The 19,605-nt window shown below is 72.6% G+C and carries 17 protein-coding genes; 15 read left to right on the forward strand and 2 right to left on the reverse strand.

Annotated elements, in window-relative coordinates; all coding sequences use genetic code 11:
* The first annotated feature begins 75 nt into the window (after positions 1-75).
* Positions 76-897 carry a hypothetical protein gene (locus tag IF88_RS0109890; protein WP_030709389.1) on the forward strand — a complete coding sequence of 274 codons (822 nt, stop codon included), beginning with the start codon at positions 76-78 and terminating at the stop codon, positions 895-897.
* 405 nt (positions 898-1,302) lie between these two features.
* On the opposite strand, the gene IF88_RS0109895 is transcribed toward IF88_RS0109890, so the two are convergent.
* Positions 1,303-2,178 carry an HAD family hydrolase gene (locus IF88_RS0109895; protein ID WP_051836673.1) on the reverse strand — a complete coding sequence of 292 codons (876 nt, stop codon included), beginning with the start codon at positions 2,176-2,178 and terminating at the stop codon, positions 1,303-1,305.
* Positions 2,179-2,669: 491 nt separating this feature from the next.
* On the opposite strand from IF88_RS0109895, the gene ssd reads away from it, so the two are divergent.
* The 7 genes from ssd to IF88_RS43340 are packed head-to-tail and all read left to right on the forward strand — an operon-like array spanning position 2,670 to position 7,581.
* Positions 2,670-3,815: a septum site-determining protein Ssd gene (gene ssd, locus IF88_RS0109900; RefSeq protein ID WP_078892802.1), complete on the forward strand. Its 1,146-nt coding sequence runs from the start codon at positions 2,670-2,672 to the stop codon at positions 3,813-3,815.
* Positions 3,812-4,960, forward strand: a complete 1,149-nt coding sequence (locus IF88_RS0109905) for a TadA family conjugal transfer-associated ATPase (RefSeq protein WP_030709395.1) — start codon at positions 3,812-3,814, stop codon at positions 4,958-4,960. Before ssd ends, IF88_RS0109905 begins: the two co-directional genes overlap by 4 nt.
* Complete coding sequence (locus IF88_RS0109910; protein WP_234323471.1) at positions 4,957-5,841, forward strand: type II secretion system F family protein; 885 nt, start codon at positions 4,957-4,959, stop codon at positions 5,839-5,841. Before IF88_RS0109905 ends, IF88_RS0109910 begins: the two co-directional genes overlap by 4 nt.
* Positions 5,841-6,620: a type II secretion system F family protein gene (locus IF88_RS0109915; protein ID WP_030709399.1), complete on the forward strand. Its 780-nt coding sequence runs from the start codon at positions 5,841-5,843 to the stop codon at positions 6,618-6,620. Before IF88_RS0109910 ends, IF88_RS0109915 begins: the two co-directional genes overlap by 1 nt.
* 52 nt (positions 6,621-6,672) lie before the next feature.
* Entirely contained in the window at positions 6,673-6,870 is a 198-nt protein-coding gene (locus tag IF88_RS0109920; RefSeq protein WP_030709401.1) for a DUF4244 domain-containing protein, read from the forward strand.
* A gap of 43 nt (positions 6,871-6,913) precedes the next feature.
* Positions 6,914-7,243, forward strand: coding sequence for a TadE family type IV pilus minor pilin (locus IF88_RS45325; protein ID WP_030709403.1), 330 nt, complete (start codon positions 6,914-6,916; stop codon positions 7,241-7,243).
* Positions 7,240-7,581, forward strand: coding sequence for an Rv3654c family TadE-like protein (locus tag IF88_RS43340; RefSeq protein ID WP_030709405.1), 342 nt, complete (start codon positions 7,240-7,242; stop codon positions 7,579-7,581). The genes IF88_RS45325 and IF88_RS43340 overlap by 4 nt, the downstream gene beginning before the upstream one ends.
* A gap of 61 nt (positions 7,582-7,642) precedes the next feature.
* On the opposite strand, the gene IF88_RS0109935 is transcribed toward IF88_RS43340, so the two are convergent.
* Positions 7,643-10,138, reverse strand: coding sequence for a DEAD/DEAH box helicase (locus IF88_RS0109935; protein WP_051836674.1), 2,496 nt, complete (start codon positions 10,136-10,138; stop codon positions 7,643-7,645).
* A gap of 81 nt (positions 10,139-10,219) precedes the next feature.
* Here IF88_RS0109935 and bldG point away from each other — a divergent pair, with 81 nt between their 5' ends.
* The 7 genes from bldG to topA all read left to right on the forward strand — a co-directional run bounded on the left by bldG (position 10,220) and on the right by topA (position 19,560).
* On the forward strand, positions 10,220-10,561 hold the full coding sequence (gene bldG, locus IF88_RS0109940) for an anti-sigma factor antagonist BldG (RefSeq protein ID WP_008743037.1): 342 nt from the start codon (positions 10,220-10,222) through the stop codon (positions 10,559-10,561).
* 122 nt (positions 10,562-10,683) lie between these two features.
* Positions 10,684-11,124 (forward strand): ATP-binding protein, encoded by a 441-nt coding sequence (locus tag IF88_RS0109945; protein ID WP_030709408.1) that lies wholly within the window; start codon positions 10,684-10,686, stop codon positions 11,122-11,124.
* Positions 11,125-11,379: 255 nt separating this feature from the next.
* The gene (locus tag IF88_RS0109950; RefSeq protein ID WP_030709409.1) at positions 11,380-13,782 is read left to right on the forward strand and encodes a sodium-translocating pyrophosphatase; all 2,403 of its coding nucleotides are present in this window, start codon (positions 11,380-11,382) and stop codon (positions 13,780-13,782) included.
* Between the two features lie 163 nt (positions 13,783-13,945).
* Positions 13,946-14,512, forward strand: a complete 567-nt coding sequence (locus IF88_RS0109955; protein WP_037805627.1) for a hypothetical protein — start codon at positions 13,946-13,948, stop codon at positions 14,510-14,512.
* Positions 14,513-14,620: 108 nt separating this feature from the next.
* Positions 14,621-16,135: a DUF7059 domain-containing protein gene (locus IF88_RS0109960; protein ID WP_030709411.1), complete on the forward strand. Its 1,515-nt coding sequence runs from the start codon at positions 14,621-14,623 to the stop codon at positions 16,133-16,135.
* 114 nt (positions 16,136-16,249) lie between these two features.
* The gene (locus IF88_RS0109965) at positions 16,250-16,447 is read left to right on the forward strand and encodes a hypothetical protein (RefSeq protein ID WP_030709413.1); all 198 of its coding nucleotides are present in this window, start codon (positions 16,250-16,252) and stop codon (positions 16,445-16,447) included.
* A gap of 287 nt (positions 16,448-16,734) precedes the next feature.
* On the forward strand, positions 16,735-19,560 hold the full coding sequence (topA, locus tag IF88_RS0109970) for a type I DNA topoisomerase (protein ID WP_030709415.1): 2,826 nt from the start codon (positions 16,735-16,737) through the stop codon (positions 19,558-19,560).
* Positions 19,561-19,605: the final 45 nt, after the last annotated feature.

Here is a 19,605-nt window from a genome sequence, read left to right on the forward strand (position 1 = left end):
TGTCAAGGCGAGTGAAGAAGACCACTCCAAGGAGGGGTCGGTGCTATGGGTGCGCAGTGCGTAGGCTCCCTACTTATGAGTAGCGCTTCTGACCCGTTGGTCGCCCTGGGCGGGCTGCCGGGTGTCGCCGAGTCCGTGGATTCCGTACGCAAGGCCGTGGACCGGGTCTACGGGCACCGGGTGATGCGCCGCCGCGGCGGTGAGATCACCTCGGAAGCCGCCCTGCGCGGGGCCCGCGGGAGCGCGGCGCTCTCCGGTGCGGACTGGGCGCTGGAAGAGGTGCGGCGCCGCACCGACTTCGGATCGGAGCCGGAGGCGCTGACCGTGGGCGCGGCCCTGCGGCTCACCGCGGAGGCCGGGCAGCTGCTGAGCATCTGGCGGCAGTCGCCGCTGAGGGTCCTCGCGCGCCTGCACCTGGTGGCCTCGGGGTCGACGGCCGAGGGTGACGTGGTGGGCCGCCCCCGTCTGGCGGGCGAGCAGGTGGTGGAGCCGCTGGTGGACCTTCCGCTGCCGAGCGCCGAGGAGGTCGCGGGCCGGCTGGACGGCCTGTCCCGCCTGATCATCGCGGGTGGCTCCGCCCCGGCCCTGGTCACGGCGGCGGTGGTGCACGGCGAGCTGCTGGCCCTGCGCCCGTTCGCCTCGTACAACGGGCTGGTCGCGCGGGCGGCCGAGCGCATCGTCCTGATCAACAGCGGTTTGGACCCGAAGGCGATCTGTCCGGCGGAGGTCGGTCACGCGGAGCAGGGGCGCGAGGCGTACCTGGCCGCTTTCGAGGGCTACGTCTCCGGCACCGCGGAGGGGATGTCCGCGTGGATCGCCCACTGCGGCCGGGCGATCGAGCTCGGAGTGCGCGAGTCGACGGCGGTCTGCGAGGCCCTGCAGCGCGGCGCGGCCTGACGCGGGAGGGTGGAAGCGGGGGCCGGGGCGGACGTCGGTGAGGCGGATCGGCCCCGGACATGGGTTGCGGCGACACCGTACTGCTTTGGTGTCGCCGCTGGCATTCACGCCCAGTTACCAAGCGTCCTCGATAGTTGCCCATCAGGTCGGGAACTTTGCCCGTTACCTGGTGCGGCTGGCCCGTAATCGACGGGTCGACGTCGCGTGGGTGCTCGGCGTTCATGCTTCGGTCCGTGGGCCTTACTGCGTTTTAAAGATGATCCTCTCGGATGTTCTTTGGTCTCGCGGGCCGTTGCTTTATTTGTACTCCGCTTGGGAGCCATGCGAAACCCCTGACTCCACTTTTTACTATCCGGGACGAGTGCGGGTGAACCGGACAGCCCGTATCGGCGCAGGTCGGGACATTCAGGCGGACGCGGCGGCGGCGAGCGCATTGGCCCGGCGCCGGCTCGCGTACCAGACCAGCCCCGCCGTGGCGGCTGCCGCGCCCACGGCGGCCGCGGCGACCAGGGCCGGGCGCGCGGGCATCGACAGCCCGGGCAGCCGCTGCTTGAGCCGCACGGGCCGGCTGAACACCAGCACCGGCCACTCGCGGGCCACGGCTTCCCGCCGCAGCGTCCGGTCGGGATTGACCGCGTGCGGGTGTCCCACGGCCTCCAGCATCGGGATGTCGGTGGCCGAGTCGCTGTAGGCGTAGCAGCGGGCGAGGTCGTACCCCTCGGACTCCGCGAGCTCGCGCACGGCCTCCGCCTTGGTGGGCCCGTAGGCGTAGTACTCGATCTCGCCGGTGAAGCAGCCGTCCTCGCCCACGACCATGCGCGTGGCGACGACCCGGTCCGCCCCGAGCATCTCCCCGATGGGCTCGACGACTTCCGCGCCGGAGGTCGACACGATCACCACGTCGCGGCCCGCGGTGTGGTGGGCCTCGATCAACGAGGCGGCCTCGTCGTAGATGATCGGGTCGATGAGGTCGTGGAGGGTCTCCGCGACGATCTCCCGTACCTGCTGCACGTTCCATCCCTTGCAGAGGCCGGACAGGTACTCCCGCATCCGTTCCATCTGGTCGTGGTCGGCGCCGCCGGCCAGGAAGATGAACTGCGTGTACGCGGTGCGCAACACGGCTCGCCGGTTGATCAGGCCGCCTTGGTAGAAGGACTTGCTGAACGTCAGGGTGCTCGACTTCGCAATGACCGTCTTGTCCAGGTCGAAGAAGGCTGCGGTGCGAGGCGAGGAGTGCGGCAAGGGCTGATTTTCCACGCCCCGAGCATATGCGCCCACCATTCGGCGTAAGGTGTGGCGCGTGGGTTTGCCTGAGAGGGCTCTCGGGTACACCATGGAAGTCACGGATCGTTCGCGACCGTGCTAACCCGGTCTGGCTCCTCCCCCCCCCGAGTCGGACCGTGGGGACGACCCCCGCTCTCCCCCCCGGCGGGGGTCGTCGCATGTCCGGACGCGGTTCGCGTCCCTTCCTTCGGCCCCAAGTGACCATCTTCCCGGCCCCCCTTTTCTGCGGGGCCGACGCGGCGAAGGCCCTCACCCCCTCAGACTCGTGACGGTGCGTAGTGGTTCCGGCGCGCTCCGGAACTCACCTGGGAGGGTGACCGGGTTATTCACAACCGATGGGTTGTCCACAGTTATCGAGCAAGATCCACTTGTTTTTCCTGATCGCTGCACGGTGATTCCAGCCGCGAAGTCCGCGGTGCTGGATTTGCAGTGAGAAGGAGGCGGAGATCGTGGCTCGATCTAAGTCGTGTGAAACGCCGGAGTCCGTGGTGGCGGGGGCCGGAGCGGGGGCCGCGGCCGCGCCCGGTGGCGGGCGGCCGCTGATCATCACCGAGGACCCCGTGCTCCTCGACGACCTGCTGAGGCTGTGCGCCGCCGCGGGCGCCGAGCCGCACGTGCACCACGCGGTACCCGAGCACGGCGGTGCGGGCGGTTCGGCCGGCGCAAGTGAAGGGCGCGCCGGGGGTGTTGGCTGGGATACGGCGCCGCTCGTGCTCGTCGGGGACGACGCCGCGGGGCGGGTGCGAGGAGCGCCGCGCAGGACCGGCGTGTTCCTCGTCGGCCGGGACCTCGACGACCCCCTCGTGTGGCAACGCGCGGTGGAGATCGGTGCCGAGGAGGTGCTGCGCCTCCCCGACGCCGAGAGCCTGCTCGTCGACCGCATCGCCGACGTCGTGGAGGGGGCCGGACGGCCCGCCCTCGCCGTCGGGGTGATCGGAGGCGCCGGCGGGGCCGGAGCCTCCACCCTCGCCTGCGCGCTCGCCGTCCGGGCCGCCCGCGCCGGGGAGCGGACCATCCTCATCGACGGCGATCCGCTGGGCGGGGGCATGGACGTGCTGCTCGGCGGCGAGAGCGCCGAGGGGCTGCGCTGGCCGGACTTCGCGGCGTCGCGGGGGCGGGTCGGCGCCGGGGCCCTGGAGGAGTCCCTGCCCGAGCTGCACGCCCTGCGGGTGCTCAGCTGGGACCGCGGGGACCGGGTGGTGGTGCCGCCCGCCGCGATGCGGTCGGTGGTGGCCGCGGCACGCCGCCGGGGCGGGGTCGTCGTGGTCGACCTCCCGCGGCGGGTGGACGAAGCCGTGGCCGAGGTGCTGGCCCAGCTCGACCTGGTGCTGATGGTGGTGCCGGGCGAGCTGCGGTCGGTGGCCGCCGCGGGCCGGGTGGCGGCCGGCGTGCGGATGGTGGCCCGGGACGTGCGCGTCGTCGTACGGGGCCGCTGCCCGGGCGGTCTGGATCCGGAGGCCGTGGCCGGGCTGCTGGGGGCGCCGCTGGCCGGTGAGGTGCCGGTCGAGGTGGGGCTTCCGGGGCGGGTGGCCGAGGGGGAACCGCCGGGGGCGCATGGGCGCGGCGCGTTGGCCCGCTTCTGCGACGGCTTCTGGCAGCGGGCGCTCGGACCGGCCCAGGGGGTGCCGGCATGAGCACGGTACTGCTGGACGCGGTGCGCCGCCGGCTCGCCGAGAGCGGGGCGGAACCGACCCCGGCGCGGGTGGCGGCGGCCCTGCGGGCCCAGGGCCGGCTGCTCGGGGATGCCGAAGTGTTGGGTGTGGCCGCCGAGTTACGGTCCGAGCTGGTCGGCGCCGGCCCGTTGGAGGCGTTGCTGGCCGACCCGGAGGTCACCGATGTGCTGGTGGCGGCCCCTGATCGGGTGTGGGTGGACCGGGGTGGCGGGCTGGAGCTGACCGGGGTGACCTTCGCCGACCCCGAGGCCGTGCGCAGGCTCGCCCAGCGGCTGGCCGCCGTGGCGGGGCGGCGCCTCGACGACGCCCGGCCCTGGGTGGACGCCCGCATGCCGGACGGCACCCGGCTGCATGCCGTGCTGCCGCCGGTGGCGGTCGGCTCGGCCTGCCTCTCCCTGCGGGTGGTGCGGCCCCGGGCGTTCACGCTGGAGGAACTCGTCGTGGCGGGCACGCTGCCGCCCGGCGGCCACCGGCTGCTCCGGGACATGGTCGAGGCCCGGCTGTCGTTCCTCGTCTCCGGGGGCACGGGAACCGGCAAGACCACCCTGCTCAGCGCCCTGTTGGGGCTGGTCGGGCCCGGTGAGCGGATCGTGCTGGCCGAGGATTCGGCCGAGCTGCGCCCCGACCATCCGCACGTGGTGCGGCTGGAGGCCCGGCCGGCCAATCAGGAGGGGGCGGGCCTGGTCACGCTGGCGGATCTGGTCCGGCAGGCGCTGCGGATGCGGCCCGACAGGCTCGTGGTCGGCGAGGTGCGGGGTGCCGAGGTGGCGGATCTGCTCGCCGCGCTGAACACCGGACACGAGGGGGGATGCGGCACGGTCCACGCGAATGCCGCCGCCCATGTCCCGGCCCGGCTGGAGGCGCTCGGGACGGCCGCCGGGCTCGACCGGGCCGCCCTGCACAGCCAGTTGGCCGCCGCGCTGACCCTGGTGCTCCACCTGGTCCGGGACCGTGAGGGGCGCCGCCGGCTGGCCGAGGTGCACGTGCTGGAGCGGGACGCCGCCGGACTGGTGGTCACCGTACCGGCGCTGCGCTGGTCTGCCCGGGGCTTCGTACGGGAGCAGGGCTGGGACCGGCTGCGTCCACTGCTGCGAGGTGTCCGGTGAGCGCCGAGGCGGGGCTGCCGGTGCCGGTGTTCGCCGGGGTGATCTGCGCCGGGGCGGCCGCCTGGGGGCTCTCCGGGGGCGACCGCGTGGCCCGGCGGGTCCGGGTGGTGCTGGCCGGGGGCGCTCCGGCGGTTCCGGGCGGGCCGCTGCACTGGGAGCGGCTGCTGATCGCCGTACGGGTGCGGGCGGCGAGGTGGCGGGAGTGGGCCTGCCTCGGGGCCGGTCTCCTGGTCGCGGTGCTCGGCGGGTCGGTGATCCCGTTGCTGGCGGGCGCGGCGGCGCTGCCGTTGCTGCGGCGCTGGCTGCGGGTACGGGCGCGGGAGCGGGCCCGGGCGGCGCGGGCCGCCGAGGTGGTGGCCCTGTGCGGGGCGGTGGTGGGCGAGCTGCGGGCGGGGGCCCAGCCCGGGCAGGCGCTGACGGCGGCGATGCGGCGCACTGCCGCGGTCCCGGGCGGGCCGGGTGCGGCCGAGGCGGGCGTCCTGGCCGCCGCGGCGTTCGGCGGGGACGTGCCGGGAGCGCTGCGCCAGGCGGCGAAGGAGTCCGGCGCGCAGGGGCTGGCCGGGATGGCCGCCTGTTGGCGGGTGTCCGTGGACGGCGGTGCGGGACTGGCCGCCGGGCTGGACCGGCTGGAGGGGGCCCTGCGGGCGGAGCGGGACCGGCAGGAGTCGCTGCGGGCCCAGTTGGCGGGGGCGCGTTCGACGGTGCTGGTGCTCGCCCTGCTGCCGCTGGTGGGCCTGCTGATCGGCACCGGACTGGGGGCGGATCCGCTGCGGGTGCTGCTGCACACCCCGATGGGCTGGGGGTGCCTGCTGACGGGCGCGCTGCTGGAGGCGCTGGGGCTGCTGTGGTGCCGGCGGATCGTACGGGCGGGGGAGCGGTGATGGGCGGCGTCCTCGTCCACAGGCTGGGGATGGCGCTGTGCGTCGCGGCGGCGGCCCTCTGGGTGGTGGGGTCGGCGGTGGTGGCGCGGGTCCGGGAGCGGGCGGCCCGGCGCAGGATCGCGGCGCTGCTCGGAGTGGAACAGGTTCCGCGCGGGCCGGCGTTCGCTTCCGCGGTGCGGGGTGTTCTGGCGGCGTGGGCCGGGCCGGCCGGGGCGCTGTTGGCGGGCTGGGTGCTCGTCGGCGGGTCTGCGGGTGCGATGGTCGGCGCGCTGGCCGCGCTCGGCGTGTGGCGGTGGCGGGCCAGGGCGCGGCCGCCGGCCGCGGTGGATCCGGGGGAGGCGGAGCGGCAGCTGCCGTTCGCCGCCGATCTGTTGGCCGCGTGTCTGGCGGCCGGGGCGGGACCTGTGGAGGCCGCGGAGGTGGTCGGGGAGTCGCTGGGCGGCCCGGTGGGCGAGCGGCTGGCGAGGGCCGGGGCGGAGCTGCGGCTCGGCGGCGAACCGGGCGCCGGGTGGGGGAGGTTGGCGGAGATACCGGGCGCCCGGGCGCTCGCGGAATGCCTGGAGCGGGCCGCTCGGACGGGGGCGCCCGCGGCCGAACCGGTCTCCCGCCTCGCGTCGGGCCTCCGGGAGGACCGGGCCCGCCGGGCGGGAGCCAGGGCGCAGCGGGCGGCGGTACTCGTCACCGCGCCGGTGGGGCTGTGTTTCCTCCCCGCTTTTCTCGCGATCGGGGTGGCGCCGGTGGTGATCGGAATGGCCTCGGGACTTCTCTCGAACACCTGACGTCGCATTGACCACACACACATCAACAACGGAAATCAACAGGAGGTATGCCATGAGGATCATCTGGTTTCGGCTGCGGACGGCACTGACCCGTCGCGGGGACGACGCGGGGATGTCCACCTCGGAATACGCCATGGGCACGATCGCGGCCTGCGCATTCGCGGCCGTTCTCTACAAGGTGGTGACGAGCGAAGTCGTCGCGACGGCCCTTCAGTCGACCATCGGGAAGGCGCTCGATGTGCCCTTCTGAGGGGAAGTCGTCGGCGCGCCGGAAAATCGGGGACCGGGGATATGTGACGGCCGAGGCCGCCCTCGTGATCCCGGCGCTGGTGCTGTTCGCGGCGCTGCTGGTGTGGGCCCTGATGGCGGCGGCCGCGCAGATCAGGTGTGTGGACGCTGCTCGGGCCGGCGCCCGGGCGGTGTCCCGCTCGGAGCCGGCCGGGGTGGCCGTGGCGGCGGCCAAGGAGGCAGCGCCGCCGGGGGCGCGGGTGGAGCTGGAGCGGGTGGGCGACCTGTGGCGGGTCCGGGTGGCGGCGCCCGCGCCGGGGCCGGGCGGGCTGCCCGTACGGCTCGGGGCGCAGGCGGTGGCCCTGGCCGAGGACAGCGTGGGGCCGCCGCCGTGAGCCGGGACCGGGGCTCCGCCACGGTCTGGGCGGCCCTGGTGGCCACGGTGCTGGGGGCGGTGTTCGGCGGGGTGCTGCTGCTCGGCCAGGCCGTAGTGGCCCGGCACCGGGCGGCTTCGGCCGCGGATCTCGCGGCCCTCGCGGCGGCGGCCACGTGGGCGCACGGACCGGAGACCGCCTGTGCCACGGCGCTGCGGGTGGCCCGGGCTCAGGAGGCGGCGCTCGCCGGCTGCCGTCTCCACGGAGAGGTCGCCGAGGTGACGGCCCGGGTGGCGGCGGGCCCCTTCACCCCCGCCGTCGCGGCCCGTGCGGGCCCGCCTCGGGCGTCGCCGGAGTGAGGCCGGGCCAGGGGCCCGGGCCGGACCCCACGAGGCGCCAGGGCCCGGTTCAGGGCCTGCGTCAGGGCCGATGGGCGGAGTCAGTGGGTGGCTCGGTGGGCGGGGGCGGTGGGGATTCGGCGAGGAGCCGGGTGAGGAGGCGGATGGCACCGCGTTTGTGGAGGGGGTCGTTGCCGTTGCCGCATTTGGGGGACTGGATGCAGGAAGGGCAGCCGGCCTCGCACTCGCAGGCGGCGATCGCGTCACGGGTCGCCGTCAGCCAGGCGGCGGCGGTGTGGAAGGCCCGCTCCGCGAAGCCGGCGCCGCCGGGGTGGCCGTCGTAGACGAAGACCGTGGGGAGGAGGGTGTCGGGATGCAGCGGCACGGAGACGCCGCCGATGTCCCAGCGGTCGCAGGTGGCGAACAGCGGAAGCATGCCGATGGAGGCGTGCTCGGCGGCGTGCAGGGCTCCGCCGAGGATCTCCGGGTTGATCCGGGCCTCGTCGAGCTGGTCCTCGGTCACCGTCCACCACACGGCCCGGGTGCGCAGGATGCGGGGCGGCAGGTCCAGTTTCGCCTCGCCCAGGACCTCGCCGGTGATCAGTTTGCGGCGCAGATAGGAGACGACCTGGTTGGTGACCTCGACGGAGCCGAAGCAGAGCCGGGCCGAGCCCCACGGGATCTCGGTCTCGGTCTCCAGGATGGAGATGGAGGTGGTGTCGCGGGCGGTGGTGGAGAAGGGCGGATCGGCCTCCTCCACGAGGGCCGCCGAACCCTCCAAGTCCAGGTGTTTCACGAGATACGTGCGGCCTTGGTGGAGGTGGACGGCCCCGTCGTGGACGGCGGTGTGGGCGGCGGACTCGTCGACCGTGCCCAGCAGCCGGCCGGTGGCGGCCTCGACGATCTGCACCGGGCGGCCGCCGCCGCCCCGGATGTCGGTCAGGTCCGAGGCCCGTTCCCGGCGGGTCCAGTGCCAGGCGGTCGCCCGGCGGCGCAGCAGCTTCGCCGCTTCCAGCTGGGGGAGGAGTTCTTCGGTCGCCGGGCCGAAGAGGTCCAGGTCGGCTTCCGTCAGCGGCAGCTCGGCCGCCGCAGCGCACAGGTGGGGGGCGAGGACGTACGGGTTGTCGGGGTCCAGGACGGTGGCCTCCACCGGTTGGCGGAACAGCGCCTCGGGATGGTGGACGAGGTAGGTGTCCAGTGGGTCGTCGCGGGCGATCAGCACGGCCAGGGCGCCCTGGCCGGCCCGCCCCGCGCGGCCGGCCTGCTGCCACAGGGAGGCCCTCGTGCCGGGGTACCCGGTGATCAGTACGGCGTCCAGCCCGGAGACGTCCACGCCCAGCTCCAGGGCTGTCGTGGCGGCCAGCCCCAGCAGCTCGCCGGAGTGCAGGGCCCGCTCCAGGGCCCGGCGCTCCTCGGGCAGATAGCCGCCCCGGTAGGCCGCGACCCGCCGGGCCAGGGAGCGGTCCACCTGGGCGAGCCGCTCCTGGGTGATCACCGAGATCAGCTCCGCGCCGCGCCGGGAGCGGACGAAGGCGACCGTGCGAACCCCCTGGACCACCAGGTCGGTCAGCAGGTCGGCGGTCTCCGCGGTGGCCGTACGGCGTACGGGAGCGCCCTTCTCGCCGCGCAGCTCGGTGAGGAGCGGCGGCTCCCACAGGGCGAAGACCACCTCGCCGCGCGGAGAGGCGTCGTCAGTGATCTCGATCACCCGTACGCCGGTCAGCCGGGACGCGGCGGCCGCGGGGTCGCTGGCCGTGGCGGAGGCCAGCAGGAAGACCGGTTCGGAGCCGTAGCGGGCGCACAGCCGCCGCAGCCGGCGCAGGACCTGGGCCACGTGGGAGCCGAATACCCCGCGGTAGGTGTGGCACTCGTCGATCACGACGTAGCGCAGGGCCCGCAGGAAGGAGGACCAGCGCGGGTGGGCCGGGAGGATCCCGCGGTGCAGCATGTCGGGGTTGGTCAGGACGTAGTTCGCGTACTGGCGCACCCACTCGCGTTCCTCGACGGGCGTGTCCCCGTCGTAGACCGCGGGGCGTACGGCGTTGCCCAGTGGGGCGGCCAGTTCCCGTACGGCCCGCCGCTGGTCGGCCGCCAGGGCCTTGGTGGGGGCCAGGTACAGGGCGGTGGCGCCCCTGCCGTTCGGGGCCTCGGCGCCGTCCGCGAGGGCGGAGAGCACGGGCGCGAGGTAGGCCAGGGACTTGCCCGAGGCGGTGCCGGTGGCGACGACCACCGACTCGCCGTCCAGGGCGTGCTCGGCCGCCGCGGCCTGGTGCTCCCACGGATGGTCGATGCCTGCGGCCTGGATCGCGGCTACGACATCCGTTCGGATGCGATCGGGCCAGACTGCATGACGGCCCGCTCGAGGGGGCAAGTGCTCCGTATGGGTGATGCGCGCAGCTCGGGAAGGCCCCCGTGACAGGCGGTCCAGGACCTCGCCGGGAGTGGGTCTTGGGTCCACGGGTGGCTTGGGCCGTCCGGGACCGTGAGTATTGGCCATTGGAACCGAGTGTGTCACCGGCGTGCGGGACAATGGTCCGAAGGCGTCGTGCGCGCCTGCCGGTAAGTGATTGAATGCCATCGCGGCAGCCAATCCCTCGCCTACCTTCGGGTGGGGAGGCCCCTAGGGGGCGCCGCTCGATAGCAAGGTGCTGGAGGATCCGTGGACCTGTCCCTGTCGACTCGCACTGTCGGCGACCGTACGGTCGTGGAGGTCGGTGGCGAGATTGATGTGTATACCGCGCCCAAGCTGCGCGAGCAGTTGGTCGAGTTGGTGAACGACGGCAGCTACCACCTGGTTGTCGACATGGAGCGAGTGGACTTCCTCGACTCCACCGGACTTGGTGTGCTGGTGGGAGGTCTCAAGCGCGTCCGTGCGCACGAGGGTTCGCTGCGCCTGGTGTGCAATCAGGAGCGCATCCTGAAGATCTTCCGCATCACCGGTCTGACCAAGGTGTTCCCGATCCACACCACGGTGGAAGACGCCGTCAACGCCACCGACTGACGTCTCCGGGCGGCTCCCGGCAGCCTTCGGGCGGCCGAGAGCCGGCAAGGAGAGCAGGGGTACCGGGCCATGGATGGCCCGGGCCCCTGTCAAGGCACGCCCGTAGTCCGAGGGGGACGCGCATGGCCACCGTTGAACTGCGCTTCAGCGCCCAGCCCGAACACGTCCGGACGGCCCGCCTCGTCGCGGCCGCCGTGGCGCGCCGGGCCGGTGTGGAGGAAGCCGTCCTCGACGAGGTCCGCCTCGCCGTGGGCGAGGCCTGCTCGCGTGCCGTCGGACTCCATCGCAGTTACGGGCTGACCGGGCCCGTCCGGGTGATCCTGACCGAGGAGGACAAGTCGTTCTCCATCGAGGTCGGTGACGAGGTGCCGGCGCCGGGCGGCGGCTCCGGCGAGGCCGTGTCCGGACTCGACGCCGCCCTGGACCCCGACACCGACACGGAGGACGAGATGGGCCTCGCCGTGATCAGCGGGCTCGTCGACGACGTCGAGGTGACCAGTGGCGAATCGGGCGGGACGATCCGGATGAGCTGGCCCGTCTCCGGGTCCTCCGACCTTCCGTAAGATCCCCGGGCGACGGCCCGTCATATCTTCCGATCTTTATCAAGGCCCTGCTGAGCAGGGCCTTTTTCATTTCGCTGGATCAATGACCGGCCGTCAATGCCTTTGCCCCATTACCACTTTCGAGGGTAATGGAGTGACGCGATCTATTGCTGAGGAGCAAGAGCACGCCAATTGCGTTTCCTGCCCACTGTTTTGATCGGGGTGCGCTCCCTACAATCCGTCCACATCTTGAGCTCATCACGTCAAGGAGGACGAATGACGGGGCTCTTCACCCCTATCGCGCCGGATCGCACCACAGATCTGGCATCCGCAGTACTCACCGATGACAATCGGCTCATCGTGATCGTCATTGCGGCCGTGGCACTCGCCGCACTCGTCGTCGCGCAGATCCTGGTCCGCCAGGTCCTCGCCGCCGACGAGGGAACCGACAGCATGAAGAAGATCGCCGCGGCCGTCCAGGAAGGCGCCAACGCCTACCTCGGCCGGCAGCTGCGCACCCTCGGCGTCTTCGCCGTCGTGGTCTTCTTCCTGCTCTTCCTGCTCCCCGCAGACGACTGGACGCAGCGGGCGGGACGTTCCGCCTTCTTCCTCGTGGGCGCCCTCTTCTCGGCGGCCACCGGCTACATCGGCATGCGTCTCGCGGTCCGCGCCAACGTCCGCGTCGCCGCCGCCGCGCGGGAGGCGACCCCGGCCGAGGGAGAGCCCGCCAAGGACCTGACCGAGGTCTCCCACAAGGCGATGAAGATCGCCTTCCGCACGGGTGGCGTGGTCGGCATGTTCACCGTCGGCCTCGGCCTGCTCGGCGCCTCCTGCGTCGTGCTGGTCTACGCCGCCGACGCCCCGAAGGTCCTGGAGGGCTTCGGTCTCGGCGCCGCCCTGATCGCGATGTTCATGCGCGTGGGCGGCGGCATCTTCACCAAGGCCGCCGACGTCGGCGCCGACCTGGTCGGCAAGGTCGAGCAGGGCATTCCGGAGGACGACCCGCGCAATGCCGCGACCATCGCCGACAACGTGGGCGACAACGTCGGAGACTGCGCCGGAATGGCGGCCGACCTCTTCGAGTCCTACGCCGTCACCCTCGTGGCCGCGCTCATCCTCGGCAAGGCCGCCTTCGGCGACCTGGGTCTCGCCTTCCCGCTGATCGTCCCCGCGATCGGCGTCATCACCGCGATGATCGGCATCTTCGCGGTCTCCCCGCGACGCTCCGACCGCAGCGGCATGACCGCCATCAACCGCGGCTTCTTCATCTCCGCCGTGATCTCCCTGGTGCTGGTCGCGATCGCCGTCTACGCCTACCTGCCGGCCACCTACAAGGAGCTCGTCGGCGTCGAGGACCCGGCGATCTCCAATCACTCCGGTGACCCGCGGATCCTGGCCGTCGTCGCCGTCGCCATCGGCATCGTGCTGGCGGCCCTGATCCAGCAGCTGACCGGCTACTTCACGGAGACCAACCGCCGTCCCGTCCGGGACATCGGCAAGTCCTCCCTGACCGGCGCGGCCACCGTCGTCCTCGCCGGCATCTCCGTCGGCCTGGAGTCCGCCGTCTACACGGCGCTGCTCATCGGTCTCGGCGTCTACGGCGCGTTCCTGCTCGGCGGTACGTCGATCATGCTCGCGCTGTTCGCGGTGGCCCTGGCCGGCACCGGCCTGCTCACCACCGTCGGCGTCATCGTCGCCATGGACACCTTCGGACCCGTCTCCGACAACGCCCAGGGCATCGCCGAGATGTCCGGAGACGTCGAGGGCGCCGGTGCGCAGGTCCTGACCGACCTGGACGCCGTGGGCAACACCACCAAGGCCATCACCAAGGGCATCGCCATCGCCACGGCCGTGCTCGCCGCGGCCGCGCTCTTCGGCTCGTACAACGACGCGATCGCCACCGCGGTCAGGGAAGTCGGGGCCAAGGCCGGGGAGATGAACCTCAGCCTGGACATCGCGCAGCCCAACAACCTGGTCGGGCTGATCCTGGGCGCGGCGGTCGTGTTCCTGTTCTCCGGCCTGGCCATCAACGCGGTCTCCCGCTCCGCGGGCGCCGTGGTCTACGAGGTGCGCCGCCAGTTCCGCGAGCACCCCGGGATCATGGACTACACCGAGAAGCCCGAGTACGGGCGCGTCGTCGACATCTGCACCAAGGACGCGCTGCGCGAGCTCGCCACGCCCGGCCTGCTCGCCGTCCTCACCCCGATCGCCGTGGGCTTCTCCCTCGGCGTGGGCGCGCTCGGCTCCTTCCTCGCCGGCGCCATCGGCACGGGCACGCTGATGGCGGTCTTCCTCGCCAACTCCGGCGGCGCGTGGGACAACGCGAAGAAGCTCGTCGAGGACGGCCACCACGGCGGCAAGGGCAGCGAGGCCCACGCCGCGGTCGTCATCGGCGACACGGTCGGCGACCCGTTCAAGGACACCGCCGGTCCCGCGATCAACCCGCTGCTCAAGGTCATGAACCTGGTGGCGCTGCTGATCGCCCCCGCGGTCGTGCAGTTCAGCTACGGCCCGGACACCAACCCGACCGTGCGGGCGATCGTCGCGGTCCTCGCGATCGCCGTCATCGTCGGCGCGGTGTACGTCTCCAAGCGCCGCGGCATCGCGGTCGGCGACGAGACCGAGGGCGGAGCCGCCGAGCGGGTGGCCCAGCCGGCCGACCCCGCGACGGTCTCCTGACCCGAGGTCCCGGCAGCAGGACGGGCGGGGCCGGGCAGGGCCGGCCGTACGCCCGAAGGGCGGACAGGCAGCGCGGACTGACGCGTCGTCTGTCCGCCTTTGTGCGTGCCCGGATGGCAGACGTGTATCTTCCGGGCCGAGAGCCTTCGAAGGGACCAATCCGGTGAACAAGAAGCTTGCGGCCGCATTGTCGGGCGGTGCGGTGCTGATGCTCGTCCTGTCCGGCTGCGGCGGGGACGAGACCGACGAGAAGGCCAGCGCCTGGGCCAAGAAGGTCTGCGACAAGTGGCAGCCCGAACTCAAGAAGATCGAGACCGCCAACGCCGACATCAAGCGCGTGGCGACGGAGAGCAGCAAGCCCGAGGAGGTCCAGCAGACCGATTCCGCGGCTTTCGCGACCATGTCGGAGTCGTACAAGACCATGGGGGCCGCCCTGCAGTCGGCGGGAGTTCCGCCGGTCAAGGACGGCGCGGCGACCCAGGAGGCGGCCGCCAAGGGCTTCGAGGCGACGTCCAAGGGGTACGCCGACCTGAAGACGAAGATGGACGCCCTCGACCCCAAGGAGCAGACGAAGTTCGCCGACGGCCTGAAGGAGGTCGCCGGCGGCCTCCAGGAGGCGACGAAGGGCGGCCAGGACGCCCTCGCCACGCTCAACGCGGGCGGCCTGGACAAGGCGATCAACGCCCAGAAGGGCTGTCAGGTCGCGGCGCCGTCGCCCACGCCGAAGTAGGGCGTCCGATCAGGGCGGCCGGGGTCCCGGAAGGGGCCGCGGCCGCCCTTTCGTACGTACGGGGCCCGGCTGATCGGCAGGACGGGCCCCAGCGGACACAATGGACGCGTGAGTACCACCAGCCTCCCCACGTCCGCCCATGCCGCCGAACTCCGCAGTGCCCTGCTGGCCGCCGGTTTCACCGCCGACGGACTGCTCGACCTGCTCGGCGCCCCCGCCTACGCCGCCCTGGCCCGCAGTGAGACGGTCCCCGCCCTGCGCGCCACCCGTGGCGCCGGCGACGGCCCGCTCGCGAGCCTGGTCCGGCTGTTCCTGCTCCAGCAGCCCGAGCCGTACGTGCACGCCGCCGCCGCGCTGCCCGTCGACGCGGCCCTGGCCGACGGCTGGCTCCGGCTGGAGGGCGACGAGGTGCACGCGACCGTCGACGTGCGCCCGTACGGCGGCCCGGACGGCGAGGACTGGTTCATCGTGTCCGACCTCGGCTGCGCCGTCGGCGGGGCCGGCGGGATCGGCAGCCGCGAGGAGGGGGTGGTCCTCGGCGTCGGCGGTGCCTCCACGACGCTGGCCGGGATCACCGTCCGCACCCCCGTCGACTCCGCCCTCGACGTCGGCACCGGATCGGGCATCCAGGCGCTGCACGCCTCCCGGCACGCCACCCGGGTCACCGCCACCGACGTCAACCCGCGCGCCCTGGCCTTCACCCGTCTGACGCTGGCCCTGTCGGGCGCCCCGGAGGCCGAGCTGCTCACCGGGTCACTCTTCGAACCTGTCGGCGAGGCGACGTACGACCTGATCGTGTCGAACCCGCCGTTCGTGATCTCCCCGGGCGCCCGGCTGACGTACCGGGACGGCGGAATGGGCGGCGACGACCTGTGCCGGACCTTGGTCCAGGAGGCCGGAGCGCGGCTCAACCCGGGCGGGTACGCGCAGTTCCTCGGCAACTGGCAGCACGTCGAGGGCGAGGACTGGCGCGACCGGCTGCGCTCCTGGGTGCCGCGCGGCTGCGACGCCTGGATCGTGCAGCGTGACGTGCAGGACGTGACGCAGTACGCGGAGCTGTGGCTGCGCGACGCGGGCGACCACCGGACCGACCCCGAGGAGTACGCGCGGCGGTACGAGGACTGGCTGGACGAGTTCGAGGCCCGCAAGACGAAGTCCGTCGGCTTCGGCTGGATCACCTTGCGCCGGTCGGACGCCGCCGAGCCCTCGATCGTGGTCGAGGAGTGGCCGCACACGGTGGAGCAGCCGCTCGGCGAGGCGGTGCTCGCCCACTTCGCCCGCCAGGACTACCTGCGGGAACACGATGACGCGGCTCTGCTGGAGGCGTACTTCGTGCTGGCCGAGGAAGTGGTGCAGGAGCAGGTCGGCGCGCCCGGCGCGGAGGACCCCGAGCACGTCGTGCTCCGGCAGAACCGCGGGATGCGGCGCGCCACCAAGGTCGACACGGTCGGCGCGGGCTTCGCCGGAGTGTGTGACGGCTCACTGACCGCGGGCCGGATCCTGGACGCGATCGCGCAGCTGGTGCAGGAGGACCCGGTGGTGCTGCGGGACCGGACGCCCGGGTCCATCCGGATGCTGGTCGAGCAGGGATTCCTGGAGCCGGGGCGGGGCCCCGCGCGGTAGCGGCACCGGGATGTAACCCGGGGTTCGCCCGCCGTACCCCCGGGGCCGGCAGTCTCCTGCGCAGCGGGGTTCCGGGGGGAATCCCGAGGGTGGCCCAGGGGTAAGGGGAGCGGCGTGGAGAACGGTCCGGCGATCTTCGCGGCGGCCGTGTTCCTGCTGTTCGGGGCCGCTCTGCTGGCCTGGACGGGGGCGCGCGCCCTGCACCGCGAGCCGGTGGCCGAGGGCGTGCGCCCCGTCGTGGCGGTACCGCTGATCCTGCTCGCCGGCGGGGGCTCGCCGGCCCTCGGGGCGTGGTGCCCCGCCCGGCTCTGACACCGGAGTGCGAGGGTCCGTACGAGGGCCCGGTCCAGCCCCGATCCGGCCGGAAAAGCCGACGTGGGAAGGGGTGCGGGAGCGGGGCCAGACGGCCCCGCGGCCACCCGGCCCGGTGATCGGGAACGCCCCGGCGCGGCATCCGGGCGGCAGAAACGGCACTTGTCGGGTTACCGTTCGAGTGGCCGTTGCGGGCTTCTGCCGTTTGACACGGGGGCGGGTTGTACCGTCACACTCCGCAGCGTCGCCGTACTGCGACCGAGTGCCGACCGGAGAGAAGAGCCAAGTTGTCCCCGACTAGCGAGACCGCAAAGGGCGGCCGCCGACTCGTCATCGTCGAGTCCCCAGCCAAGGCGAAGACGATCAAGGGCTACCTCGGCCCGGGATACGTCGTCGAGGCGAGCGTCGGGCACATCCGCGACCTCCCGAACGGCGCGGCCGAGGTTCCCGACAAGTACACCGGCGAGGTCCGCCGTCTCGGCGTGGACGTCGAGCACGACTTCGCGCCCATCTACGTCGTCAACGCCGACAAGAAGGCCCAGGTCAGGAAGCTCAAGGAGCTGCTGGCCGAGTCCGACGAACTCTTCCTCGCCACCGATGAGGACCGCGAGGGCGAAGCCATCGCGTGGCACCTGCAGGAAGTCCTCAAGCCCAAGGTCCCCGTCCACCGGATGGTCTTCCACGAGATCACCAAGGACGCGATCCGCGACGCCGTCGCCAACCCGCGCGAGCTGAACCAGCGCATGGTCGACGCCCAGGAGACCCGCCGCATCCTCGACCGCCTCTACGGCTACGAGGTCTCGCCGGTCCTGTGGAAGAAGGTCATGCCTCGGCTGTCGGCCGGGCGCGTCCAGTCCGTCGCCACCCGCCTCGTCGTCGAGCGGGAGCGCGAGCGCATCGCCTTCCGCTCCGCCGAGTACTGGGACCTGACCGGAACCTTCTCCACCGGGCGCGCCGGTGACGCGTCCGACCCCTCGACGCTGGTCGCCCGCCTGAACACGGTGGACGGCAAGCGCGTGGCGCAGGGCCGCGACTTCGGCTCGAACGGGCAGCTCAAGAGCGAGGTGCTGCACCTCGACGAGGCGAACGCCCGGGCGCTCGCCGCGGCGCTGGCGGACACCTCGTTCGCCGTCCGCTCGGTCGAGTCCAAGCCGTACCGCCGTTCCCCGTACGCCCCCTTCCGTACGACGACGCTCCAGCAGGAGGCCTCGCGCAAGCTGGGCTTCGGTGCGAAGGCGACGATGCAGGTGGCGCAGAAGCTGTACGAGAACGGCTTCATCACCTATATGCGTACCGACTCCACCACGCTGTCCGACACCGCGGTGTCGGCGGCGCGGGCGCAGGTCACCCAGCTGTACGGGGCCGACTACCTGCCGGAGAAGCCGCGCGTCTACGCCGGCAAGGTCAAGAACGCGCAGGAGGCGCACGAGGCGATCCGGCCTTCGGGTGATCGTTTCCGCACGCCGGCCGAGACGGGTCTGACGGGCGACCAGTTCCGCCTGTACGAGCTGATCTGGAAGCGGACCGTCGCCTCCCAGATGAAGGACGCGGTCGGCAACAGCGTCACCGTGAAGATCGGTGGCCGGGCAGCCGACGGCCGGGACGCCGAGTTCACCGCCTCCGGCAAGACGATCACCTTCCACGGCTTCATGAAGGCGTACGTCGAGGGCGCGGACGACCCGAACGCCGAGCTCGACGACCGCGAGAAGCGGCTGCCGCAGGTCGCGGAGGGCGACGCGCTCGCCGCCGAGGAGATCACGGCGGACGGGCACTCGACCAAGCCGCCGGCCCGCTACACCGAGGCCTCGCTGGTCAAGGAGCTCGAAGAGCGCGAGATCGGCCGCCCGTCGACGTACGCGTCGATCATCGGCACGATCCTCGACCGCGGGTACGTCTTCAAGAAGGGCACGGCGCTCGTGCCGTCCTTCCTGTCGTTCGCCGTGGTCAACCTGCTGGAGACGCACTTCGGCCGGCTCGTCGACTACGACTTCACCGCGAAGATGGAGGACGACCTCGACCGCATCGCACGGGGCGAGGCCCAGTCCGTGCCGTGGCTGAAGCGCTTCTACTTCGGCTCGGAGGACGCCACCGAGGTCGTCCCGGCCGACGGTGACGCGCTCGGCGGTCTGAAGGAGCTGGTCACGGACCTGGGCGCGATCGACGCCCGGGAGATCTCCTCCTTCCCGGTCGGCGAGGGCATCGTGCTGCGGGTCGGCCGCTACGGGCCGTACGTGGAGCGGGGCGAGAAGGACGCGGAGGGCCACCAGCGGGCCGACGTGCCGGACGACATGGCTCCGGACGAGCTGACGGTCGAGTACGCGGAGGAGCTGTTCGCGAAGCCGAGCGGCGAGTTCGAGCTCGGCAAGGACCCGGTCAGCGGCAACGAGATCGTGGCCAAGGACGGCCGCTACGGGCCGTACGTGACGGAGATCCTGCCCGAGGGCACCCCGAAGACGGGCAAGAACGCGGTCAAGCCGCGCACGGCCTCGCTCTTCCAGTCGATGTCCCTCGACACGGTGACCCTGGACGAGGCGCTGAAGCTGATGTCGCTGCCGCGCGTCGTCGGCGCGGACGCGGAGGGCGTGGAGATCACGGCCCAGAACGGCCGCTACGGCCCGTACCTGAAGAAGGGCACGGACTCGCGGTCCCTGGAGACCGAGGACCAGCTCTTCTCGATCACGCTCGACGAGGCGCTCGCGATCTACGCGCAGCCGAAGCAGCGGGGCCGCGCCGCGGCCAAGCCGCCGCTGAAGGAACTGGGCACGGACCCGGTCAGCGAGAAGCCGGTGGTCGTCAAGGACGGCCGCTTCGGGCCGTACGTGACGGACGGCGAGACGAACGCGACGCTGAGGCGGGACGACGACGTCGAGACCATCACGCCGGAGCGGGGCTACGAGCTGCTCGCGGAGAAGCGCGCGAAGGGCCCGGCCAAGAAGACGGCGAAGAAGGCCCCCGCCAAGAAGGCCCCGGCGAAGAAGGCGACGGCGACGAAGACCGCCGCGAAGAAGACGACTGCGGCCAAGACGACTGCGGCCAAGAAGACGACCGCGAAGAAGACGACCGCGAAGAAGACGGTGGCCAAGAATGCCGCCGTCGCTCCCGCGGACGAGTAGTCGGTCGCACTGAGCCCCCCGTGCCTGGCACGGGGGGCTCTCGAT

The sequence above is a fragment of the Streptomyces sp. NRRL F-2580 genome, assembly GCF_000720115.1.
Lineage (GTDB): Bacteria > Actinomycetota > Actinomycetes > Streptomycetales > Streptomycetaceae > Streptomyces.